The organism is Nocardioides anomalus, assembly GCF_011046535.1.
Taxonomy (GTDB): Bacteria; Actinomycetota; Actinomycetes; order Propionibacteriales; family Nocardioidaceae; genus Nocardioides; species Nocardioides anomalus.
Genome location: NZ_CP049257.1, coordinates 4,278,684 through 4,299,790, shown reverse-complemented (window position 1 = coordinate 4,299,790; position 21,107 = coordinate 4,278,684). Strand labels below are relative to the sequence as shown.

The 21,107-nt window shown below is 72.6% G+C and carries 21 protein-coding genes and 1 tRNA gene; 15 read left to right on the top strand and 7 right to left on the bottom strand.

All coding sequences use genetic code 11. The features are described 5' to 3' along the window. Window positions 1-31 precede the first annotated feature (31 nt). Window positions 32-973: an NADP-dependent oxidoreductase gene (locus G5V58_RS21445; RefSeq protein WP_165237108.1), complete on the bottom strand. Its 942-nt coding sequence runs from the start codon at window positions 971-973 to the stop codon at window positions 32-34. Between the two features lie 128 nt (window positions 974-1,101). On the opposite strand from G5V58_RS21445, the gene G5V58_RS21440 reads away from it, so the two are divergent. Further along, complete coding sequence (locus G5V58_RS21440; protein WP_230487391.1) at window positions 1,102-1,491, top strand: winged helix-turn-helix transcriptional regulator; 390 nt, start codon at window positions 1,102-1,104, stop codon at window positions 1,489-1,491. Continuing rightward, window positions 1,488-2,327: a hypothetical protein gene (locus tag G5V58_RS21435; RefSeq protein WP_165237104.1), complete on the top strand. Its 840-nt coding sequence runs from the start codon at window positions 1,488-1,490 to the stop codon at window positions 2,325-2,327. The genes G5V58_RS21440 and G5V58_RS21435 overlap by 4 nt, the downstream gene beginning before the upstream one ends. 3 nt (window positions 2,328-2,330) lie before the next feature. Here G5V58_RS21435 and treZ read toward each other — a convergent pair whose 3' ends face one another. The 3 genes from treZ to G5V58_RS21420 form a co-directional block, all read right to left on the bottom strand. Then, on the bottom strand, window positions 2,331-4,106 hold the full coding sequence (gene treZ / locus G5V58_RS21430; RefSeq protein WP_165237102.1) for a malto-oligosyltrehalose trehalohydrolase: 1,776 nt from the start codon (window positions 4,104-4,106) through the stop codon (window positions 2,331-2,333). After that, on the bottom strand, window positions 4,103-6,337 hold the full coding sequence (gene treY, locus G5V58_RS21425; RefSeq protein WP_165237100.1) for a malto-oligosyltrehalose synthase: 2,235 nt from the start codon (window positions 6,335-6,337) through the stop codon (window positions 4,103-4,105). Before treY ends, treZ begins: the two co-directional genes overlap by 4 nt. A gap of 503 nt (window positions 6,338-6,840) precedes the next feature. Then, window positions 6,841-8,541: a glycogen debranching protein gene (locus G5V58_RS21420; protein WP_456237793.1), complete on the bottom strand. Its 1,701-nt coding sequence runs from the start codon at window positions 8,539-8,541 to the stop codon at window positions 6,841-6,843. 162 nt (window positions 8,542-8,703) lie between these two features. On the opposite strand from G5V58_RS21420, the gene G5V58_RS21415 reads away from it, so the two are divergent. The 9 genes from G5V58_RS21415 (at window position 8,704) to G5V58_RS21375 (ending at window position 16,361) form a co-directional block, all read left to right on the top strand. Further along, a complete protein-coding gene (locus G5V58_RS21415; protein WP_165237098.1) occupies window positions 8,704-9,138 on the top strand; it encodes a hypothetical protein in 435 nt (144 codons plus the stop codon). A 63-nt stretch (window positions 9,139-9,201) separates the two neighbouring features. Continuing rightward, complete coding sequence (locus G5V58_RS21410; RefSeq protein ID WP_230486821.1) at window positions 9,202-10,647, top strand: MDR family MFS transporter; 1,446 nt, start codon at window positions 9,202-9,204, stop codon at window positions 10,645-10,647. 52 nt (window positions 10,648-10,699) lie between these two features. Next, the gene (locus G5V58_RS21405; protein ID WP_165237094.1) at window positions 10,700-11,443 is read left to right on the top strand and encodes a VIT1/CCC1 transporter family protein; all 744 of its coding nucleotides are present in this window, start codon (window positions 10,700-10,702) and stop codon (window positions 11,441-11,443) included. Beyond that, a complete protein-coding gene (gene thpR / locus G5V58_RS21400; RefSeq protein ID WP_165237092.1) occupies window positions 11,444-12,016 on the top strand; it encodes an RNA 2',3'-cyclic phosphodiesterase in 573 nt (190 codons plus the stop codon). A gap of 4 nt (window positions 12,017-12,020) precedes the next feature. Next, entirely contained in the window at window positions 12,021-13,139 is a 1,119-nt protein-coding gene (locus G5V58_RS21395) for an MFS transporter (RefSeq protein WP_165237090.1), read from the top strand. A 42-nt stretch (window positions 13,140-13,181) separates the two neighbouring features. Next, a complete protein-coding gene (locus G5V58_RS21390; RefSeq protein WP_165237088.1) occupies window positions 13,182-14,312 on the top strand; it encodes an NAD(P) transhydrogenase subunit alpha in 1,131 nt (376 codons plus the stop codon). Then, a complete protein-coding gene (locus G5V58_RS21385; protein ID WP_165237086.1) occupies window positions 14,309-14,623 on the top strand; it encodes an NAD(P) transhydrogenase subunit alpha in 315 nt (104 codons plus the stop codon). The genes G5V58_RS21390 and G5V58_RS21385 overlap by 4 nt, the downstream gene beginning before the upstream one ends. Then, window positions 14,620-16,011, top strand: coding sequence for an NAD(P)(+) transhydrogenase (Re/Si-specific) subunit beta (locus tag G5V58_RS21380; RefSeq protein ID WP_165237084.1), 1,392 nt, complete (start codon window positions 14,620-14,622; stop codon window positions 16,009-16,011). Before G5V58_RS21385 ends, G5V58_RS21380 begins: the two co-directional genes overlap by 4 nt. Before the next feature lie 137 nt (window positions 16,012-16,148). Continuing rightward, a complete protein-coding gene (locus G5V58_RS21375; protein WP_165237082.1) occupies window positions 16,149-16,361 on the top strand; it encodes a Flp family type IVb pilin in 213 nt (70 codons plus the stop codon). A gap of 1 nt (window position 16,362) precedes the next feature. Here the strand turns inward: G5V58_RS21375 and upp are convergent, their stop codons facing one another. After that, complete coding sequence (gene upp, locus G5V58_RS21370; RefSeq protein WP_165237080.1) at window positions 16,363-17,004, bottom strand: uracil phosphoribosyltransferase; 642 nt, start codon at window positions 17,002-17,004, stop codon at window positions 16,363-16,365. Window positions 17,005-17,014: 10 nt separating this feature from the next. Continuing rightward, on the bottom strand, window positions 17,015-17,863 hold the full coding sequence (locus tag G5V58_RS21365; protein WP_165237078.1) for a family 16 glycosylhydrolase: 849 nt from the start codon (window positions 17,861-17,863) through the stop codon (window positions 17,015-17,017). Window positions 17,864-17,944: 81 nt separating this feature from the next. On the opposite strand from G5V58_RS21365, the gene G5V58_RS21360 reads away from it, so the two are divergent. The 4 genes from G5V58_RS21360 to G5V58_RS21345 all read left to right on the top strand — a co-directional run bounded on the left by G5V58_RS21360 (window position 17,945) and on the right by G5V58_RS21345 (window position 19,657). Then, window positions 17,945-18,430, top strand: coding sequence for a tRNA adenosine deaminase-associated protein (locus tag G5V58_RS21360; RefSeq protein WP_165237076.1), 486 nt, complete (start codon window positions 17,945-17,947; stop codon window positions 18,428-18,430). Window positions 18,431-18,464: 34 nt separating this feature from the next. Beyond that, the gene (locus tag G5V58_RS21355) at window positions 18,465-18,896 is read left to right on the top strand and encodes a nucleoside deaminase (RefSeq protein WP_165239442.1); all 432 of its coding nucleotides are present in this window, start codon (window positions 18,465-18,467) and stop codon (window positions 18,894-18,896) included. 29 nt (window positions 18,897-18,925) lie between these two features. Beyond that, entirely contained in the window at window positions 18,926-19,408 is a 483-nt protein-coding gene (locus G5V58_RS21350) for a TIGR03086 family metal-binding protein (RefSeq protein ID WP_230486820.1), read from the top strand. 159 nt (window positions 19,409-19,567) lie between these two features. Continuing rightward, a tRNA-Ser gene (locus G5V58_RS21345) sits at window positions 19,568-19,657 on the top strand. Between the two features lie 373 nt (window positions 19,658-20,030). On the opposite strand, the gene G5V58_RS21340 is transcribed toward G5V58_RS21345, so the two are convergent. Continuing rightward, window positions 20,031-21,047 carry a hypothetical protein gene (locus G5V58_RS21340; RefSeq protein ID WP_165237074.1) on the bottom strand — a complete coding sequence of 339 codons (1,017 nt, stop codon included), beginning with the start codon at window positions 21,045-21,047 and terminating at the stop codon, window positions 20,031-20,033. Window positions 21,048-21,107 lie beyond the last annotated feature (60 nt).

The following is a 21,107-nucleotide window of genomic DNA, read 5'->3' as shown; positions in this document are numbered from 1 at the left end:
GCGCCAGCCGCTGTCTGCCCAGCCGCGCCGGTCAGGGCTGGAGGACGTAGCGACCGCGCACGCCGCCACGGGCCACCGCGGCGTGCGCGTCGGCGTACTGCTCCAGCGGGAGCACCGCGGCCACCCGCGCCGGGAGCTCGCCGGACGCCGTGCGGTGCAGCAGGTCGGCCAGGCGGGTGCTGTCCGGGACCACGCTGACGACCTCGACGCCCACGCCGCGCTCGGACGCCGGGGGGAACGCCGGGAGCACGCCGATGAAACGGCCGCCGTCGCGGACCAGGGCCACGGCGGCGTCCTGCAGCCCGGCCGGGTCGACCACGGCGTCCCAGCCGGGCGTGGGCTCGGCGGTGAAGTCGGCGCCGAGGCCGCGGACGTACGCCTCGTCCGCGGGTCGCGCGAGCCCGGTCACCCGCCAGCCGCGCTGGAGGGCGAAGGGGATCGTGTACGCACCGACGGCACCCGCGGCGCCGGTGACCAGCAGGGTGCGGCCCTCGCCGTCGCCGAGGAGGTCGCTCAGCTGGGCGGCGGTGAGCGCGTTGAGCGGCACGGTGGCGGCCTCGGTGAGGTCGAGTCCGTCGGGCACGACGGCGACGGCGTCGGCCGGGACGACGACCTGGGCGGCGTAGGTGCCGAAGTCGCGGTCGAGCCCGGCGACCAGCCCGGCCACGGGCGTGCCGGGGGCCAGGTCGACGCCCGCGCCGGCCTCGAGCACGGTGCCGGCGAAGTCCCAGCCCAGGCCGGTGTGCTCCGGCTGGTGGATGACGCCGGCGCCGTGGAACACGCCGTCGCGCACGGCCAGGTCGACGGGGTTCACGGTCGCGGCGGCGACCCGGACCCGGACCTGACCGGCGCCGAGCGGCGGCACCGGCAGGTCGAGCAGCGCGATCGCGTCGGGCTCGCCGGGCCGGGTCACCACGGCGGCGCGGTAGGTGGTGGTGGCGGTGGTGCTCTCGGGGGTGGGGCTGGTGCTCATGTCGTCCTCCTCGAGGGGTGGGTGTGGCTTCCTGTCCGCCCGAACACCGGACGGCGGACTTGCGCTTCCCGTTGGAGAGCAGGCACCTTGAAGTGCGTAACTCACCCGCAGGAGGACCCGTGCCCACGATGACCGCCGCCCAGCGCCGGGCCGCCGACAAGGCGGAGTACGACGCGTTCCTCGCCGCCTGTCCCAGCCGGCAGCTCCTGGACCGGCTGTCCGACAAGTGGGTGACGCTGGTCCTGGTCGGCCTGGAGGAGGGGCCACGCCGCTACTCCGAGCTCAGCCGGACCATCGCCGGCGTGAGCCAGAAGATGCTGACCCAGACCCTGCGCACCCTCGAGCGCGACGGCCTGCTCACGCGCACCGTCACCGCCTCGGTGCCGGTCACCGTGACCTACGAGCTGACGCCGCTCGGCCGCTCGCTGCAGCAGCTGATGGCCCAGCTCAAGGACTGGGCCGAGGCGCACATGGATCAGGTCCTGACCGCCCGCGACTCCTATGATGCCCAGCCATGAGGTCTCCTCGCGTCGGTGCGGCCGCCGCTCTCGCCCTGCTCGCCCTCCTGGCCGGCTGCGGCGGTGACGACAGCGGCAGCGACTCGAGCGCCAGCCGCGCCGACAGCAGCTCCGACACCAGCTCCGACAGCAGCGCCGACGTCTCGTCGGACAGCTCGGCCTCGGCCGACAGCAGCGACGACGGCGGCTCGTCCGCCGGTGACGCCACGGGCGAGGAGTTCGCCCAGCAGCCGGCGGCGAACATCGCCGACGCGGCCAAGGAGGACATGCTCGGCCTCGACGCGGTCCGCTACTCCGGCGCCCTCTCCTCCGGCGGCAGCGACGTCGGACTGGACATGCGGGCCAGCTCCAGCGGCGACTGCCAGGGCACGGTCACGCTCGGCCAGGGCAGCGCCGAGGTCGCCTCCCAGGACGGCACGAGCTGGTTCCGCCCGGACGAGGCGTTCTGGCGCCAGCAGGTGCCCGACACCGCCGACCAGATCATCGCCGCGGTCGGCGACAAGTGGGTCCTCGACACCGACAACCAGTTCACGCAGTTCTGCGACCTCGACGAGTTCTTCTCGGGCATCTTCACCGACGACAGCGCCGACGAGCAGTACGACGTCAAGGGCACCGACCAGCTCGACGACCAGGACGTCGTCGCCGTGGACAACACCTCCGCCGACGGGGGCACGGCCACCGCCTACATCCTGCTCGACGACCCGCACTACGTCCTCAAGGTCGAGAAGACCGCCGGCGACGACCAGGGCGCCGTCGAGTTCAGCGAGTTCGACGAGGACTTCGACGTCGACGCCCCGACCCCGGACGAGGTCGCCGACCTCAGCCAGCTCGGCTGAGGCTCAGCGGCCGACCGCAGGGGTCGGCCGCACCAGCGCACCGGCGTGCGCCGGCAGCGTCAGCACCCCACCGGACAGCTCCACCCCGGACTCGGTCTCGAAGAGCAGCTCGGCCGCCCCGATCTCGGCGGCCATCGGCTGGTCGCCGAAGTTCACCAGGACCGTGACCTCGTCACGCTCCATGGTGAAGAAGCGCGCCTCCTCGTCGGCCCGGCACCGCACATGGGTGAACGACGGGTCGGTCAGCTCCGGCAGCTCGCGGCGCAGCCGCGCCAGCTCGCGGTAGATGCCGAGCATCCGCCGGCCCCGCTCGCCCTCGCGCTCTGACCAGTCCAGCTTGGAGCGCTCGAAGGTCGCCGGGTCCTGCGGGTCGGGCACCGCTTCGGGGTCCCAGCCGTGCTCGGCGAACTCCCGGGTCCGGCCCTCGGCCACCGCCCGGCCCAGCTCCGGCTCCGGGTGGGAGGTGAAGAACTGGAACGGCGTCGACGCCGCCCACTCCTCGCCCTGGAACAGCATCGGCGTGAACGGCCCGCACAGCGTGAGCAGCGCGGCGCACGCGAGCTGGTCGTCGTCCAGGTGGTCGCTCAGCCGGTCGCCGGCCGCCCGGTTGCCGATCTGGTCGTGGTTCTGGCTGGCCACGACCAGCCGCCAGGTCGGCATCGCCCGGGTGTCGATCGGCGCGCCGTGGTCGCGACCGCGGAACGACGAGTACGTCCCGTCGTGGAAGAACCCGCGCTCGCACACCTTGGCCAGCGCGCCGAGCGGCTCGAAGTCGGCGTAGTAGCCCGCCGTCTCCCGCGTCAGCGCCACGTGCACCGCGTGGTGGAAGTCGTCGCTCCACTGGGCGTCCAGCCCGTAGCCGCCCGCCTCGCGCGGCGTCACCATCACCGGGTCGTTGAGGTCGGACTCGGCGATCAGCGTCAACGGCCGGCGCACGTGCGCCGAGAGCGACGCGACCTCCACGGCCAGCTCCTCGAGCAGGTGCGGGTCGGAGGAGTCCTCCAGCGCGTGCACGGCGTCGAGCCGCAGCCCGTCGACGTGGTAGTCGCCGAGCCACATCAGCGCGTTGTCGATGATGTAGCGGCGGACCTCCGCCGAGCCCTCGCCGTCGAGGTTGATGAGGTCGCCCCAGGTGTTGGCCCCCTCCTTGAGGTAGGGGCCGAACTCGGGCAGGTAGTTCCCCGAGGGACCGAGGTGGTTGTAGACCACGTCCTGGATCACGCCGAGCCCGGCCGCGTGGCAGCCGTCGACGAAGCGCTGGTAGCCCTCCGGGCCGCCGTACGGCTCGTGCACGGCGTACCAGAGGACGCCGTCGTAGCCCCAGTTGTGGTCACCGTTGACGGCGTTGACCGGCATCAGCTCGACGAAGTCCACCCCGATGTCGCGCAGGTGGTCGAGCCTGCCGAGCGCGGCGTCGAAGGTGCCCTCGGGCGTGAACGTCCCGACGTGGAGCTCGTAGACCACCGCACCGGCCAGCTGCCGGCCGGTCCAGGCCTGGTCGGTCCAGGCGAAGCGGGACGGGTCGAAGGTTCGCGAGCGCTGGTGGACGCCCGCCGGCTGACGCCGCGACCGCGGGTCGGGTCGAGGCGTGTCCGTGTCGTCGATCAGGTAGCCGTAGTCGGTCTCCTCTCGCAGGTCGCTCAGGTCCAGGTCGCTCGGCGCCCACCAGTCGCCGGGGCCGCGGAGCATCGGGACAGTCGCGCTGTCCACCTGCAACAGGATGCGCTCGGCGCGCGGCGCCCAGACGTCGAAGGGACCGCGCTGGGGAGAACCGCTCATGACTCCGCTCCTGTGGATGATCCGGGGACACCGGTGCCGGGGTCCGGCTCGGGTGCCAGCAGCGCCACCGGGTCGCCGCCCAGCAGCTCGGAGACCAGCCGCACCGTCCCGTCCGGCAGCCGCAGCGACGTCTCGCCCCACCCGCCCCGGGCCGCGAGCCCGAGAGGCAGCCGGGTCACCACGGCCACCGCGCCACCGCGGTCGTAGGCCAGGACGTGCTCGGCGGCCGGGCCCTCGGCCACCAGTGGCGTGTAGGAGGTGAACAGCTCGGGCCGGTCCCGCCGCAGCCGCAGGGCGCGGGCGGTGATCCGCTGCTTGTCGTTGGAGCCGTCGGCCAGGGACGCAGCGGCCGCATCGAAGTCCACCGGACGCCGGTTGTCGGGGTCGACCAGGCTCAGGTCGCCGAGCTCGCTGCCCTGGTAGACGTCGGGCACACCCGGCAGGGTCAGCGCCAGCAGCTTGGCGGCCAGCGCGTTGGTCCGACCGGCCTCGGCCAGCTCGGTGTCGAGCTGCTCGAGGACCGTGCGCACGCGCTCGTCGTCGTACGCCGCGTCGACGGCCGCGTGCACGGCCTGCTCGTAGGCCTCGTCGGGGTCGGTCCACGTGGTGTGGTCGCCGGCCTCGCGCATTGCCTTCTCGGCGTAGGCGTGCAGGCGCTCGCGGGTGATCGGCCACGCGCCGTACGCCGCCTGCCAGAGCAGGTTGCCGAAGGCCCGGTCCGGCACGGGGGCGGCGTCGAGCAGGCCGCCCAGCGCCTCCTGCCACGCGCCGGGCGCCTCGGCCAGCACCGTGATCCGCGCGCGGACGTCCTCGCTGCGCTTGGTGTCGTGGGTGGACAGGGTGGTCATCGCGTCCGGCCACTCCGCCTGCCGCCGCTGCATGGCCTCGTGGAACTCGGCCACCGGCAGCGAGAAGACGGCCGGGTCGCCGCCGACCTCGTTGAGCGAGGTCAGCCGCGAGTAGCGGTAGAACGCGCAGTCCTCCACGCCCTTGGCCATCACCATGCCGCTGGTCTGCTGGAAGCGCTGCGCCGCGGGCTGGTCCGGATCGGCCAGCACCGGCTCGAGCACGTCGAGGACGGGCGACAGGTCCGGCCGGTGCGAGCGCGCGGCGCCCACCGCCGCGGTGAGGTGCTCACGACCCTCCGGCAGGTAGGAGCGGTACACCGGGAAGCAGGCCAGCACCTCGGCCACCGCGTCGCGCAGCTCGTCGGTGGACGGCTCGAGGGTCGGCAGCTCGCGCACGATGCGCCGGACCTCGGCCTGGAGCGAGCCGTCGGCCACCGCCCGCTTGGTGTCGTGGACCATCGCCACGTAGTCGGCGTCGTCCAGCGCCGCGAGCGGCGCCTCGCCGGCCGGGTCGGTGAGCACCCGGTCGACCAGCGCGAGCACGTCGTACCCCGTCGTGCCTGCGGTCGCCCAGGAGGCGGGCAGCGACTCGCCGGGCTCGAGGATCTTCTCGACCAGGACGTAGGACCCGTCGGTCAGCGTGGCCAGGTCGGCGAGGTAGCGACCGGGGTCGCGCAGCCCGTCGGGGTGGTCGACGCGCAAGCCGTCGACCAGCCCCTCGGAGAACCACCGGCCGATCTCGCGGTGCGAGGCGTCGAAGACCTCCCGCTCCTCCACGCGTACGCCGGCCAGGGTCGTCACGGTGAAGAAGCGGCGGTAGTTGAGGTCGGTGTCCCCGCGCCGCCAGTCCGCCAGCTCGTAGTGCTGCTCCTCCAGCGTCGAGGTGTCGGGCGCCATCGGCAGCCGCAGGTCGTGGTAGACCACCTCGCGCCGGGAGGCGTCGACGGAGATCGAGCCGAAGTCGTCCGAGCCCACGACCGGGAGCAGCACCTTGTCGCCGCCGGCCTCCCAGTCGATGTCGAAGTACGACGCGAAGCGGGACGAGCGGCCGTGCTCGAGCACGTCCCACCACCAGGTGCCGGGCGCCGGGGCGGCCACGCCGACGTGGTTGGGGACGATGTCGACCAGCACCCCCATCCCGAGCCGCCGCGCCTCCGCGGAGAGCGCGGCCAGCCCGTCGGCGCCCCCACGCGAGGCGTCGACGCTCTCGTGGGTGCGCACGTCGTAGCCGTGCTCGCTGCCGTCCTCGGCGGTCAGGATGGGCGAGAGGTAGACCCAGTCCACCCCCAGGTCGTGCAGGTAGGGCAGACGCCGGGCCGCCTCGTGCAGGTCGAACGACGAGGTGAGCTGGAGCCGGTAGGTGCTGCGTGGTGTGCGGGTCACGGCGGTGCAGGTACCCCGTCAGGTGCGCGCCGCCGCAGCGGCGACCGAGGCGGCCACGGAGTGGTCGGGCTCGACGGCCGGGGCGAGGTACTCGCGGAGCACGACCAGGCTGCGCGACTGCATCGGCAGCTGGGTCCCGGCGGCCAGCACCTCGACCTGGTCGGGCGTGCCGCCGGTGTCGATGACGACGTCCCACGACTCGGCGTACTCCGCCGGCGGCAGCGTGATGGTCGCGTCGCCGTCGGCGTTGAAGTAGATGAGGAAGTGGTCGTCGGTGACCTGGTCACCCCGCGCATCGGGACCAGCGATGCCGTGGCCGTTGAGGTACATCCCCAGCGCCTGCGTCTCGCCGCCCCAGTCGTCGTCCTCCATCGGCCGGCCGTCGAGGTGCAGCCACACGATGTCGTTGAGCCGGTCGCCGCCCCCGGGCTGCTCGGCCCGCACCGTGCGACCGTTGAAGAAGCGGCGCCGCCGGAACGTCGGGTGGTCGCGCCGCAGCTGGATCAGCGCCGCGGTGAACTCGATGAGCGGCTCGTCGGCGCGGTCCCAGTGCATCCAGGCGATCTCGGAGTCCTGGGCGTAGGTGTTGTTGTTGCCGTCCTGGGTGCGGCCCATCTCGTCGCCGTGCAGCAGCATCGGCGTGCCCTGGCTGAGCAGCAGCGTGGCCAGGAAGTTGCGCTGGGCGCGGGCCCGCATGGCCAGCACGTCGGGGTCGTCGGTCGGCCCCTCGACGCCGTAGTTGTAGGAGCGGTTGTGGCTCTCGCCGTCGTTGTTGTCCTCGCCGTTGGCCTCGTTGTGCTTCTCGTTGTAGGAGACCAGGTCGCGCAGGGTGAAGCCGTCGTGCGCGGTGACGAAGTTGATCGAGGCCACGGGGCGGCGCCCGGTGTGCTCGTAGAGGTCGGAGGAGCCGGCCAGCCGCGAGGCGAAGTCGCCCAGCGACGGCTCGCCGCGCCAGAAGTCGCGCACGGTGTCGCGGTAGGCGCCGTTCCACTCCGTCCACTGCGGGGGAAGCCGCCGACCTGGTAGCCGCCGGGGCCGATGTCCCACGGCTCGGCGATCAGCTTGACCTGCGACACGATCGGGTCCTGCTGCACGAGCTCGAAGAACGTCGCCAGGCGGTCGACGTCGTAGAACTCGCGGGCCAGGGTCGAGGCCAGGTCGAAGCGGAAGCCGTCGACGTGCATCTCGGTGACCCAGTAGCGCAGTGAGTCCATGATCAGCTGCAGCGAGTGCGGGTGCCGGACGTTGAGGGAGTTCCCCGTGCCGGTGTAGTCCATGTAGTAGCGCGGGTCGTCCTCGACCAGGCGGTAGTACGCCGCGTTGTCGATGCCCTTCATCGACAGCGTCGGGCCCATGTGGTTGCCCTCGGCGGTGTGGTTGTAGACCACGTCGAGGATCACCTCGACGCCCGCCTGGTGGAAGGTCTTCACCATGGTCTTGAACTCTTGGACCTGGTTGCCCGGGATGCCGTTGGGCGAGACGCCCGCGGCGGCGGCGTACTCGTTGTGCGGGGCGAAGAAGCCGAGGGTGTTGTAGCCCCAGTAGTTGCGCAGGCCCCGGTCGAGCAGCACCGAGTCCTGGATGAACTGGTGGACCGGCATCAGCTCGATCGCGGTGATGCCGATGCGCTGGAGGTGGCTGATGACCGAGGGGTGCGAGAGCCCGGCGTAGGTGCCGCGGATGTCCTCCGGTACGCCGTCGTGCAGCTGGGTCATGCCCTTGACGTGGGCCTCGTAGATGACCGACTCGTTGTAGGGCACGTCGAGGCGACGGTCGCCCTCCCAGTCGAAGAACGGGTTGATGACCACGCCCTTGGTCATCTGCTGGCCGGAGTCCTCGTCGTTGCGCGAGTCCTCCTCGCCGAAGGTGTAGCCGAACAGCGGCTGACCCCAGTCGATGTCGCCGGTCGTGGCCTTGGCGTAGGGGTCGAGGAGCAGCTTGTTGGGGTTGCAGCGCAGCCCCTGCTCGGGCTCCCACGGGCCGTGCACGCGGTAGCCGTAGCGCTGGCCGGGCTGGATGCGCGGCAGGTAGCCGTGCCAGACGTAGGCGTCGACCTCGGTGAGGGGCACCCGCGTCTCCGCGCCGGCCTCGTCGAACAGGCAGAGCTCGACCCGCTCGGCCACCTCGCTGAACAGGGCGAAGTTCGTGCCGCTGCCGTCGAACGTCGCGCCGAGGGGGTAGGGGCGTCCGGGCCAGATCTCCACAGCGCTCTCCCCGTCCGGTGCCGCCGGCGCCAGGGTCTCGGCTGGCGTTGGATCGATCAAAGCACACTCCTATGGGTGACGCAGCGGGCGGGGCAGGACCCGGGAGTACCCGATCCCTCGGCCTTCCAGCGGCGCCAGAAGAGATCGCATACCGTCTGCGGCGTGACCTCCCTCATGCCGCGTCTCGCGCTCGCCCTCGTCGGGCTCGCCGCCCCCGTCCTCCTGTCCGGCCCGACGTCCGCCGCGCCGGCCGACGACGCCGCGCCCACCGGGGTGCGGGCCCTGGAGCCGGCGCAGCGCTACCTCACCATCAAGTTCAGCAAGAAGGCGGTCCGCAAGGGCAAGAAGGTGGCCTTCTCCGGCGCCCTGGTCGCTCCGGACGCGCCGGCCTGCTCGGGGGGCGTCGAGGTCACCCTCGAGCGCTCGACCAAGGGCGCGGTCTACCACGCCCTGGACCAGGTCACGACCGACGGCAGCGGCAACTACAAGTTCAAGACGGTGGTCAACAAGAAGGCGCGCTACCAGGTCGCCGTCCCGGCGACCGACGCCTGCATCGCCGCCAAGTCCGCGTCGCTGTCGATCGTGCTGGCCGGCTGACGCCCCTCCCGGTCCCGCCCGCGGCGGGGAATGGATGACGACGGCAACGGGTTGGCGCCGTACGTGACCAGTACGACGCCTGCCGTCAGCCGTGCCGACGTGGGGCTGCGCAGCGAGCGCGGTCCGATCCTGCTCGCGGTGATGCTGAGCGTCGGTCTGGTGGCGATCGACTCCACGATCCTGGCCACCGCGGTGCCGTCGGTGGTCGACGACCTCGGCGGCTTCACGCAGTTCCCGTGGCTGTTCTCGGTCTACCTGCTCGGCCAGGCGGTGTCGGTGCCGCTCTACTCCAAGCTGGCCGACCAGTACGGCCGCAAGCCGATGATGCTCATCGGCGTCGGGCTCTTCCTCCTGGGCTCGCTGCTGTGCGGGTTCGGCTGGAGCATGCTCAGCCTGATCGTCTTCCGCGCCGTGCAGGGGCTGGGCGCCGGTGCGGTCATGCCGATCTCCATGACGATCGTCGGCGACATCTACTCCCTCGAGGAGCGGGCCAAGGTCCAGGGCTACCTGGCCAGCGTGTGGGCCATCGCCGCGGTGGTCGGGCCCACCCTCGGCGGCGTCTTCGCCGACTACGTCTCCTGGCGCTGGATCTTCTTCGTCAACCTGCCCATCGGGGCGGCGGCGGCGTTCATGCTGTGGCGCCGCTTCGAGGAGCGCGTCGAGCGGGCCCACCACCGCTTCGACCTCCTCGGCGCGACGATGCTGACGGGCGGCGGGGTGCTGCTCCTGCTGGCCCTGCTCGAGGGCGGGGTCGAGTGGGGGTGGACCTCCGGCACGAGCATCGTGCTCTTCGCGGTCGCGGTCGCCCTGCTGGCCGGCTTCGTGCTGGTGCAGACCCGCGCCGCCGAGCCGGTGCTGCCCCTGTGGGTCTTCCGGCAGCGCGTGATCCTGTCCGCGATCCTGGTCTCGCTGGTCATCGGCGTGCTGCTCATGGGGCTCACGACCTACATCCCGCTCTTCGCCCAGACCGTGCTCGGCCACGGCGCGGTCACCTCGGGCTTCGCCCTGGCCGCCCTGACCCTGGGCTGGCCGCTCGCGGCCTCCAACGCCGGACGGCTCTACCTGACCATCGGCTTCCGGGCCACGATCGTCATCGGCGCGGTCATCGCCTTGATCGGGACGCTGCTGCTGCTCCCGATCGACGCTCACAGCTCGCTCTGGTACGTCGCGGTGCCGTGCTTCGTCATGGGCTTCGGGTTCGGCTTCGCCGCCGCACCGGCCGTGATCCTCGCGCAGTCGGCCGTCGACTGGCAGTCGCGCGGCGTCACCACCGGCGCGACCATGTTCGCGCGCTCGGTGGGCAGCGCCGTCGGCGTCGCGGTCTTCGGCGCCCTGGTCAACGCTCAGATCACCGACCGGCTCGGCCACGCGACCCAGGACCTCGAGCACCTCTCGGCGAGCGTGCTGGAGCCGTCCATCCACACGACGTTCGTGTGGTCGGCCATCGTCGCGGTCGCCCTCGTCGCGGTCAGCCTCCTCGTGCCGCGGCGGGTCGAGCGGGCCGGATGAGCCCAGCCTGGCCTTCGTTGCGGCGTACCGCCGCGGCGGTCACCATGCGGCCATGACCCTGCCCGACGAGGTCGACGTGTCCGACCTGCACGCGCGCCCCCACGAGGACGAGCCCCACGCGGGCGGGCTCAACAACCGGCTCAACTGGCTGCGTGCCGGGGTGCTCGGCGCCAACGACGGCATCGTGTCCACCGCCGGCATCGTCATGGGCGTGGCCGGCGCCACCACCGACCGCGGCACGATCCTGGTGGCGGGCGTGGCCGGGCTCGCCGCGGGCGCGCTGAGCATGGCGGCCGGGGAGTACGTCTCGGTCAGCACCCAGAAGGACTCCGAGCTCGCCCTGCTCGACAAGGAGCGCCGCGAGCTGCGCGAGGAGCCCGAGGAGGAGCTCGAGGAGCTCGCGGGGCTGTACGTCGAGAAGGGGCTCACCGAGGACCTCGCCCTCGAGGTGGCCAGGCAGCTCACCGCACACGACGCGCTCGGCGCGCACGCCGAGGCCGAGCTGGGCATCGACCCCGACGACATCACCAGCCCCTGGAACGCCGCGCTCGCCTCGATGGTCGCCTTCACCGTCGGCGCCGTCCTGCCGCTGCTGACCATCACGCTGTTCGGCCCGACGCTGCGCATCGTGGTCACCGTGCTGTCGGTGACCGCCGCGCTCGGCGTCACCGGCTGGGCCAGCGCGCGCTTCGGCTACGGGCCGTGGGGCCGGGCCGTGACGCGCAACGTGCTCGGCGGGCTCTTCGCCATGGCCGTCACCTTCGCGATCGGCACCGCGCTGGGCACGCACATCTGAATGCGGGCGTTCGTCGCGCTGGTGCCGCCCGTCGAGGCGCTCGAGGACCTCGACACCTTCCTCGAGGTGCGCCGCGAGGTCGGCGACCTGCGCTGGGTCCAGGCCGACCAGGTGCACGCCACGCTGGCGTTCCTGGGTGACGTGCCGGACCGCAGGCTGGACGACCTCGTCGAGCGCCTCGGCCGGGCCGCGGCGAAGCGGACGGCGTTCCCGACCGCGATCGCCGGGGGCGGCGCCTTCCCCGACGCCGCGCGCGCCCGCGTGGTGTGGGCGGGCCTGCAGCTCGAGGAGGACGGGCGCACCGAGCTGGACCGGCTCGCGACCGGCTGCCGGGCGGCGGCCAACCGGGCCGGCGTACCGGTCGACGGGACGCGCTTCCGCCCGCACCTGACGGTCGCGCGGACGCGCGCGCCGCACGACGTGAGCGCCTGGGTCCGGCTGCTCGACACCTACCGCGGGCCGGCGTGGGTGGCCGAGGAGATGGCCCTCGTGGCGTCGTACCTCGGCGAGGGCGCCCGCGGTCGGCCGCGCCACCAGGTGGTCGAGACCTTCGCGCTGACGCCGGGTACCTGACCCGGTGCCCTACCGCCGCGACCGCACGACGTGGGTGGCGTTCGGCTGTCTGTTCGGCTTCGGGGTGCTCAACGCGGCGCTCGGTCCGGCGCTGCCCTACCTGCGCGCCGAGGAGGGCATCGGCTACCTGACCGCGTCGATCCACCAGGTGGGCTACGCCGTCGGGGGTGGCTGCGCCGGTCTGCTCACCGCGGCGACGAGCCGGCGGCTCTCGCGCCGCCGGGGCATCGCCGTGGGTCTGCTCGTGGCCGCGGTGGCCAGCCTCGGCATCGCGTACGGCGGGACGCCGGTGTTGACGGTGGCGGCGGCCTTCGTCGTCAGCCTGGCCGGCACGTCGGCGCTCATCCGGGTGTGGGCCCTCCTCGCCGACCTGCACCGTGAGCACCGCACGGTGGCGATGAGCGAGGGCGAGGTCTGGGTCAGCCTGGCCGGGATCCTCACCCCGCTGCTCATCGGGGCGGTCGCCGGGACCGCGCTGACCTGGCGGGGGATGTTCCTCGTCGGGGCGGTGCTGGTCGCCGCGACCGCGCTCACCGCGGCGCTCACGCCCCTGCCGGTCGAGGCCCGACCGGCCGCCCCGGCCGCCCGCGGGTGGCGCCAGGCAACGCTGCTGGTCGTCGTGGCCGTCGTGGCGCTGGAGTTCTCGCTGACCTTCTGGCTGGCCAGCTACCTCGACGACGAGGTCGGGCTGGGCCGCGACCTCGCGGCGACGATGGTCAGCCTGCTGTACGCCGCCGCGCTGCTCGGGCGGCTCCTGGTCAGCGCGCTGGCCCGGCGCTGGGGAGCGGCGCCGTTGCTGGTGGCGGCGCTCCTGCTGAGTGTGGCCGGGACGCCGCTCCTGCTCCTCGCGCCGGGGGCCCTGGTGGCCGGCCTCGGCATCGTCGTGGTTGGCGTCGGGATGGGCGCGACGTTCCCGCTGACGTCGTCGCTGCACGTGCAGGCGAGCCCGCTCAGGGCCGACGAGGCGGTGGGCCAGGTGCTCGCCGTGGCCGCGGTCGGTCAGGTGGTCGGACCGCTGACGGCCGGGGTCGTCGCCCAGGTGGCGGACCTGCGGACCGGGCTGCTCGTCGTACCGGTGCTGTGCCTGGTCGCGCTGGCCGGGACGCGGGCCGTTGTGAGATGAGCCTCAGCCGCCCGAGGGCCGGGAGTCGGTAGGGTCCGGCGCGTGAAGATCGCCGTGGTCCGGGAGACCCGCGAGGGCGAGACGCGGGTCGCGCTGGTGCCCGAGCTGGTGGGCAAGCTCACCGCGCTCGGCTACGAGGTCGCGGTCGAGCCCGACGCCGGGCGGCACGCGCTGCTCGCCGACGAGGAGTACGCCGAGGCCGGGGCCGCCGTCGACGCCGACGCGGTCTCGACCGCCGACGTCGTCCTGTCCGTCCAGCCGCTGGACCCCAGCACCGTGCGCCGGCTCCGGCGCGGGGCCGCGACCATCAGCTTCCTGCCGGTCAACCAGGAGCGGGGGCTGGTCGTCGACCTGCGTGACGTCGGCGCGACGGCGTTCGCCATGGAGCTGGTGCCGCGCATCTCCCGCGCGCAGTCGATGGACGCCCTGTCGTCGCAGGCGCTGGTCAGCGGCTACCGGTGCGCGGTCGTCGCCGCCGGGATGCTGCGCCGCTTCTTCCCCCTCAACATGACCGCGGCCGGCACCGTCCAGCCGGCCGAGGTCGTCGTGCTCGGCGCGGGCGTGGCCGGGCTGCAGACCATCGCGACGTGCAAGCGGCTCGGCGCCGTCGTCCGCGCCTACGACGTCCGCGCGGCCGCCGCCGAGGAGATCCGGTCGATGGGCGCCAAGGCCATCGAGCTTGAGCTGGAGACGCTCGAGGGCGCGGGCGGCTACGCCCGCGAGATGACCGAGGACCGCGCCGCCCGGCAGATGGAGCTGCTCGCGCCGTACGTCGCCGCCGCGGACGCGCTCATCACCACGGCCGCCGTGCCGGGCCGCACCGCACCCCGCCTGGTCACCGCCGCGATGGTCGAGGCGATGAAGCCCGGCTCGGTCGTGGTGGACCTGGCCGCGGAGTCCGGGGGCAACGTCGAGGGCGCGGTGGCCGGCGAGGTCGTGCGGATCGGCAACGCCTCGGTGTGGGGCGGCAAGAACGTGCCGTCGTCGATGCCCGGCCCGGCGTCCCGGCTCTACGCGCAGAACGTGGTCAACCTGCTCACGCTCATGACGAAGGACGGGGCGTTCGCGCCGGACTTCGAGGACGAGATCGTGGTCGGCTCGTGCGTGACGCACGACGGCGCGATCCGGCACGAACCCACCAGAGCCGCGATCGAGGGAGGGGCCACGGCATGAGCGAGGGCGTCGTCTGGCTGACGATCTTCATCCTCAGCGTCTTCGTCGGCATCGAGGTGATCTCCAAGGTGTCCTCGACGCTGCACACGCCGCTGATGTCCGGCGCCAACGCGATCCACGGCGTGATCCTGCTCGGCGCGATCCTGGTGACCGGCAGCACCGACAACGACCTCGCGCTCGTCGTCGGGCTGATCGCGATCGTGCTGGCCGCGGTCAACATGGTCGGCGGCTTCGTGGTCACCGACCGGATGCTGCAGATGTTCGTGCGCAAGAAGCCCGCGACCGCTCCCGAGAAGGGCCGCGACGCGTGATCCCCACCTGGGCGCAGCTGCTCTACCTCTTCGGCGCGGTCTGCTTCATCCTGGCGCTCAAGGGGCTCTCCGGGCCCAAGACGGCTCGCAACGGCAACCTGATCGGTGCGTTCGCCGCCGTGCTGGCCTGCGTGATCCCGTTCTTCTACGCCGACCTCGACCACGTCCCGCTCATCGTCGCGGCGATCGCGGTCGGCACGGTCGGCGGCGTGTACGGCGCCCGCCGGGTCCAGATGACCCAGATGCCGCAGATGGTCGCCCTGTTCAACGGCGTCGGCGGCGGCGCGGCCGCGCTGGTGGCCCTGCTCGAGCTGCACGAGCTCGTCGAGCTGCACGACGCCGGCTTCGACACCGAGAAGTTCGTGCTGGTGGCGACGGCCTTCACCGTGCTGGTCGGCTCGGTGTCCTTCGCGGGCTCGGTCATCACCTTCGCCAAGCTCCAGGAGCTGATGACCTCGCGGCCGGTCATCATCCCCGGCTTCCCCGTGCTCTTCGGCGGCGGCTTCCTCGCCGCCCTGGTCCTCGCCGTGCTGCTGGTCCGCGAGCCGACCATGTGGGCCGGGATCGTGATCGCTCTGCTCGGCCTCCTGGTCGGCGTCCTCCTCGTGCTGCCGGTCGGCGGCGCCGACGTGCCGATCGTCATCTCGCTGCTCAACGCCTTCACCGGACTGACCGTCGCCGCGGGCGGCTACGTGCTGTCCAACACGCTGCTGCTCGTCGCCGGCACCCTGGTCGGCGCGTCCGGCACGTTCCTGACCCTGCTCATGGCCAGCGCCATGGGCCGCTCGGTGAGCAACATCCTCTTCGGCGCCCTCAAGGGCGGCTCCACCCTCGGGTCCGGCGAGGCCTCGGACCGACCGGTGAAGTCCGCCGGCCCCGAGGACGTCGGCATCATGCTGGCCTACGCCGAGCGCGTGATCATCGTGCCCGGCTACGGCCTCGCCGTCGCCCAGGCCCAGCACACGCTGCGCGAGCTCGTCGACCTGCTCATCTCCCGCGGCGTCGAGGTCGACTACGCCATCCACCCCGTCGCCGGCCGGATGCCCGGACACATGAACGTGCTGCTCGCCGAGGCCCAGGTCCCCTACGAGCAGCTGGTCGAGATGGACGACATCAACGGCGAGTTCAAGGACGCCGACGTCGTCCTGGTCGTCGGCGCCAACGACGTGGTCAACCCCGCCGCCCGCGACACCCCTTCGGCCCCGATCTACGGCATGCCGATCCTCAACGCCGACGAGGCCAAGCAGGTCGTCTTCCTCAAGCGCTCCATGCGCCCGGGCTTCGCCGGCATCGAGAACGAGCTGCTCTTCAACCCCGAGACAACGCTGCTGTTCGGCGACGCCAAGGACTCGCTGGCCAAGGTGCTCTCGGCGGTCAAGGCGCTCTGAGGCGGACGGTCCACCGACCCCCCGACTGAGAGCGTTCTTGGGGATTAGCCCACACGGGTGGCCTCCTTCCGCGACCATGGTCTGCGACGGATCTGACCACGTGGCGACCACGCCGCAGACCTCTGGGAGCACACACCATGGCCGACCCCACCTGGATCCCCGCGCGCCCTCACGACCGGCGTGCGGACGACGAGCGAGGCGCCTCCGCCGTCGAGTACGGGCTGCTGATCGCGGGCATCGCCGCGCTCATCGTCGTCGTGGTGTTCGCCTTCGGCGGCAGCCTCAAGGGCATCTTCACCTCGACCTGCTCCAAGGTGACCGCCTCGGCGACGGTCAAGAGCTGCTCCTGAGCTAGCCCACCACGCCGTACAACCGGTCGCCGGCGTCGCCGAGGCCGGGGACGATGTAGCCCTTCTCGTTGAGCCGCTCGTCCATCGCCGCGGTCACGATCGTGACCGGCACGTCGACGCCCGCGAGGTCGTTCTCGAGCCGCTGGCACCCCTCGGGGGCCGCGAGCAGGCAGATGGCGGTGATGTGGTCGGCGCCGCGGTCGGTGAGGAAGCGGATCGCGGCGGCGAGCGTGCCGCCCGTGGCGAGCATGGGGTCGAGCACGTAGCACTGGCGGCCGGCGAGGTCCTCCGGCAGGCGCTCGGCGTACGTCGTGGCCTCGAGGGTCTCCTCGTTGCGCATCATCCCGAGGAAGCCGACCTCGGCCGTGGGCAGCAGGCGCATCATGCCGTCGAGCATGCCGAGGCCGGCGCGCAGGATGGGCACGACCAGCGGCTTGGGCGTGGCCAGCTTGACGCCGGTGGTCGGGGCGACGGGGGTGGTGATGTCGTGCGGGTCGACGCGCACCTCGCGGGTCGCCTCGTAGGCCAGCAGCGTGACCAGCTCGTCGGCCAGGCGTCGGAACGTCGGCGAGTCGGTGGTCTCGTCGCGCAGGGCGGTCAGCTTGTGGGCGACGAGCGGGTGGTCGACGACGTGGGTGCGCACGCGCAGAACCCTAGTCGTCGCCCTGGGTGCCGACGCAGGACTGCGTGTACGTCGTCATCTTCGTCTTGGGGGCCTTGGTCGAGCGCTCGTTCTTGGCCTGCAGCGTCCAGTAGCGCAGCCAGTCCATCTGCATGCGCGCCTTGTTCATCTGCTTGCCCTTCTCGGCCTGCATGGTGAACCGGACCTGGAACTTGCGGCCGGTCAGCGCGGCCGGACGGGTCTCGGAGCGGATGACGCGCGAGTCGACGAACCACGAGATCCGCGTGCGGGTGACCTCGACCGCGAAGGTGTGCCACTGGTCCTGGCCGAAGCCGCGCTTCATCGAGGCCTGGAACAGGTGGTCGGGGCGGCTGCGGATGTAGAAGTTGACCTTGTTCTTGCCCATCGTGAACTTGTTGAGCGCGATGTTCTGCTCGCCGCAGCCCTCGCCGGCCTTGGTCACGGGGACGAGCTCGGTGAGCACGCGGTACGGCGCGTGGCCGCGGCCGTACTGCCGCTGGCGCAGGCGGGTCTCCCAGCGGCCGTACGCGCGACCGGGGATCGTCATCTGGGCCGAGACGGTGCCCTTGCTCGCGGTGTTGAGCGTGAGCATGCCGTGCTGGGTGCGGACGTTGCCCGGGCCCTCGACGTGCCAGCGCTTGCGGTTGAGCGGGCCGACGAAGGTCTCGTCGTACACCAGGCCGCCGTGGCCGTACCAGCCGAAGGTGTTGCCGGCGTGGATCGGGCCGGGCGCCTGGCGGGCGGTCTCGGACCGCTCGGCGCCGGCCGGCGAGGCCAGGGGGACGGCCAGCGAGACGGCGGCCAGGACGGCGACGCCGGCGGCGGCGGAACGGGGCAGGGTGGAGAGCCGGTGGAACATGGCATTCGAACCTAGCGAACACCGGTGGAATGGTCGATTCCACGCTGGTGCGGCTCCCCCTCCCTCTGTCACTCTGGGGTCGTGGCCGTGGCGGAGGACGACATCGACTTCGCGGTCGCGGCCTACCGCGACGGCGCGGGGTGGAGCGTGCAGGAGCTCGTCCCCGACCACCTCGAGGACGTCGAGTCCATCGCCGCGGCACTGCGCCGGCTCCCCGGCGACGGCGCGGTGGCCATGGTCGGCGTCGACGAGGACTTCTTCCTCATCGTGCGCACCGTCGGCCCGACCACCCGTGTGCTCCTCTCCGACGCCAGTGCGGCCGACGACTGGGACCTGGCCGAGTCCGCGCTGGACTTCCTGGGCCTGACCGACCTCGAGGTCGACGACGACGAGGCCGTCCCCGCCGGCGACCTCGACCTGCTCGGCGACCTGGGCCTGTCCGACCTGGACCTGACCGAGCTGCTCGAGGACACCGACGCCTACCCGGACGAGCTGCTCTCCGACGTCGCCGCCCGGCTCGGGTTCGGCGAGCAGTTCGACGACGTCGTCGGCTTCACCACCGCCTGATGCCCTGCCGATGACCCGACCCTGGGACGCGGCCATGGGGGCCGCGCTCGACGAGGCGCGCGCCGCGCTGGCCACCGGCGACGTGCCGATCGGCGCGGTGGTCCTCGGACCCGACGGCGCGGTGCTGGCCACCGGTCGCAACGTCCGCGAGGCCGTCGCCGACCCCACCGGGCACGCCGAGGTCGTCGCCCTGCGCGCCGCGGCTGCCGCTCGCGGCGAGTGGCGCCTGGACGGCTGCACGCTCGTGGTCACCCTCGAGCCCTGCACCATGTGCGCGGGCGCCGCCGTCCTGGCCCGCGTGGCCCGGGTGGTGTACGCCGCGCACGACCCCAAGGCCGGTGCCGTCGGCTCGCTCTGGGACGTGGTCCGCGACCGCCGCCTCAACCACCGGCCCGAGGTGGTCACCGGCGTGCGCGCGGAGGAGTCCACCGCGCTGCTCGAGGAGTTCTTCGCCGCCCACCGATGAGTCCGCCCCGTCGCCGGGGTCGGTCCGCCATGGCACACGTCGACTTGCGACCCACCACCGCGGCCCTGGCCGACCTGGTCCGCGGTGTCCGCGACGACCAGCTCGGTGACCCGACCCCCTGCCCGGCGTACTCCGTCGGCGACCTGGTCGACCACATCGGCGGTCTCGCCGTGGCCTTCACCTCGGCCGCCCGCAAGGACTCCCGCGAGGGGCACGCCCCCTCCGCCGACGGTGCCCGCCTCGAGGACGGCTTCCGCGACCGGATCGCCGCCGCGCTCACCGAGCTCGGCGAGGCCTGGCAGGACCGCGCGGCGTACGGCGGGACCACGATGGCCGGTCCCGTCGAGCTCCCCGCCGTCCAGGCCGCCCTCGTCGCCCTGGACGAGGTGACCGTGCACGCCTGGGACCTGGCCGTCGCGACGGGCCAGCCCTACCCGGCCGACCCCGTCGCCGTCGACGCCTGCCGCGCCTTCGTCGCCTCGTTCGAGCCCCCCGCCCGGCGGCGCCGCTGACGACGGCGGCCTGTTCGGCCCGCCCGTCGCCGTCCCGGCCGGCGCGTCGTCCCTCGACCGGCTGATCGGCGCCACCGGCCGCGACCCTGCCTGGACGCCCTGAGCCGCACCCCGCCGCCGGTTTCCGCGGTGCGCCGGCGCTCGGGTACATTCTCCGGCGGTGGCGTGTCCGAGCGGCCTAAGGAGCACGCCTCGAAAGCGTGTGTGGGTGCAAGCCCACCGTGGGTTCAAATCCCACCGCCACCGCCAAGGGCCTTCGACAGATTGTTGGCCAACCGATCGACAGAAAGACATCCGAGGAACGGGTGGCTTTCTGTCGATCCACCCCGGACGGCGTCGTCAGCGCCGGCCGTTGTGTTCTACGTTCGCCATTCGGCGATCCCAAGCCGTGGAGGCCGTCTTGGACCGTGCCGCACCTGGGTCGAGTGCGCGCTCGCTGTTGGCTAGCTCCGCGCTGCGGAGGTCGTCGTCGCGTGACTGGCCGATCCTGAAGGAGATGGACGCCGACGGCGACTTCTCCGAGGTCGTGTGGGACTACGCCGACGCCATGGCGAAGGGGCAGCTGCCGACGGGCTACCGCGAGGGTCTGGGCTGCTAGCCAGGCCCTGTCACCGGCCGGCGCTCAGCAGACCGACACCTTGCTCGAGCCGCCGGCCGACGTGACGTGCAGTGTGCCGTCGACGACGCTGCCGGTCTTCGGGGCCGGCGTGCATCCGTTGGGACCGCCGAGCCGCACCGTGGCTCCGTTGAGGATCGTGGCGGCGCTGGACTCCATCGAGAGGTTGCCGCCGATCTGGGCGGTGAGCGCGGCCTGGACCGTCAGGGCGAACGACTTGGTGATGTCCTGGACGAGGCCGCCGCCGATGGACTGGCTGTAGTCCTTGCCGATCGACACGCTGGCGTTGTTGCCGACCGTCTGGGTGTAGTTGGTACCGATCGACTCGGTGAGACCGGCACCGACGGTCTGGCTCATCGCCGCGCCGACGGTCTGGTTCATCGTCGCGCCGACGGTCTGGGTCATGGCGGCTCCGACGTTCTGCTCCAGCGCGGCGCCCACGGACTCGGTGGAGTTGACTCCGGTCGTCACGGTGCTGTTGAGGCCAGTGGTCTGCGCGAACGAGGCGTCGGTGGTGACCGTCAGGTTGCCACCGCTGTGGACCGTCATCCCCGCGTCGGCCGAGATGGCCAGGCCCTGGTCCGCGGTCAGGTGGGTGCCGTCGAACGTGAGCTGGCCGCTGGGGCCGGTCATGACGATGCCCGCGTTGGTCGCCGTGACCGTGAACTTCCCGTCGGGGCTGGTGACGATCCCGGACGCGCCGGGGTCGCCCTTCGGCCCGGGGTCACCCTCAGGCCCGGGGTCGCCCTTCGGACCGGGCGCACCCTGCGCCGCGACGTTCACGAGCCGCTCGCCCTTGGCGCAGGACCCCTTGGTGAGCAGCCGGAGCTCGCCGGTCCGCTTGGCGGCGCACATCGAGACCTGGTCGGAGCCGGCGCCCCTGTCCCGACCGGTCGTGGCGTACGCCGTCGCGCCACCGAGCACGAGCACGAGCACGAGGGTGGCGACGACGTTGGCGTACGTCAGCCGGGTGGCGACGGTGGCGAGGCTGCGGCGGGCGAGGCTGCGGCGGACGAGAGGCATGGCGGGATCCGTTCGGGAAGGTGGACGCGGGTCGGAGGACAGGAACGTCCCACACGGGTC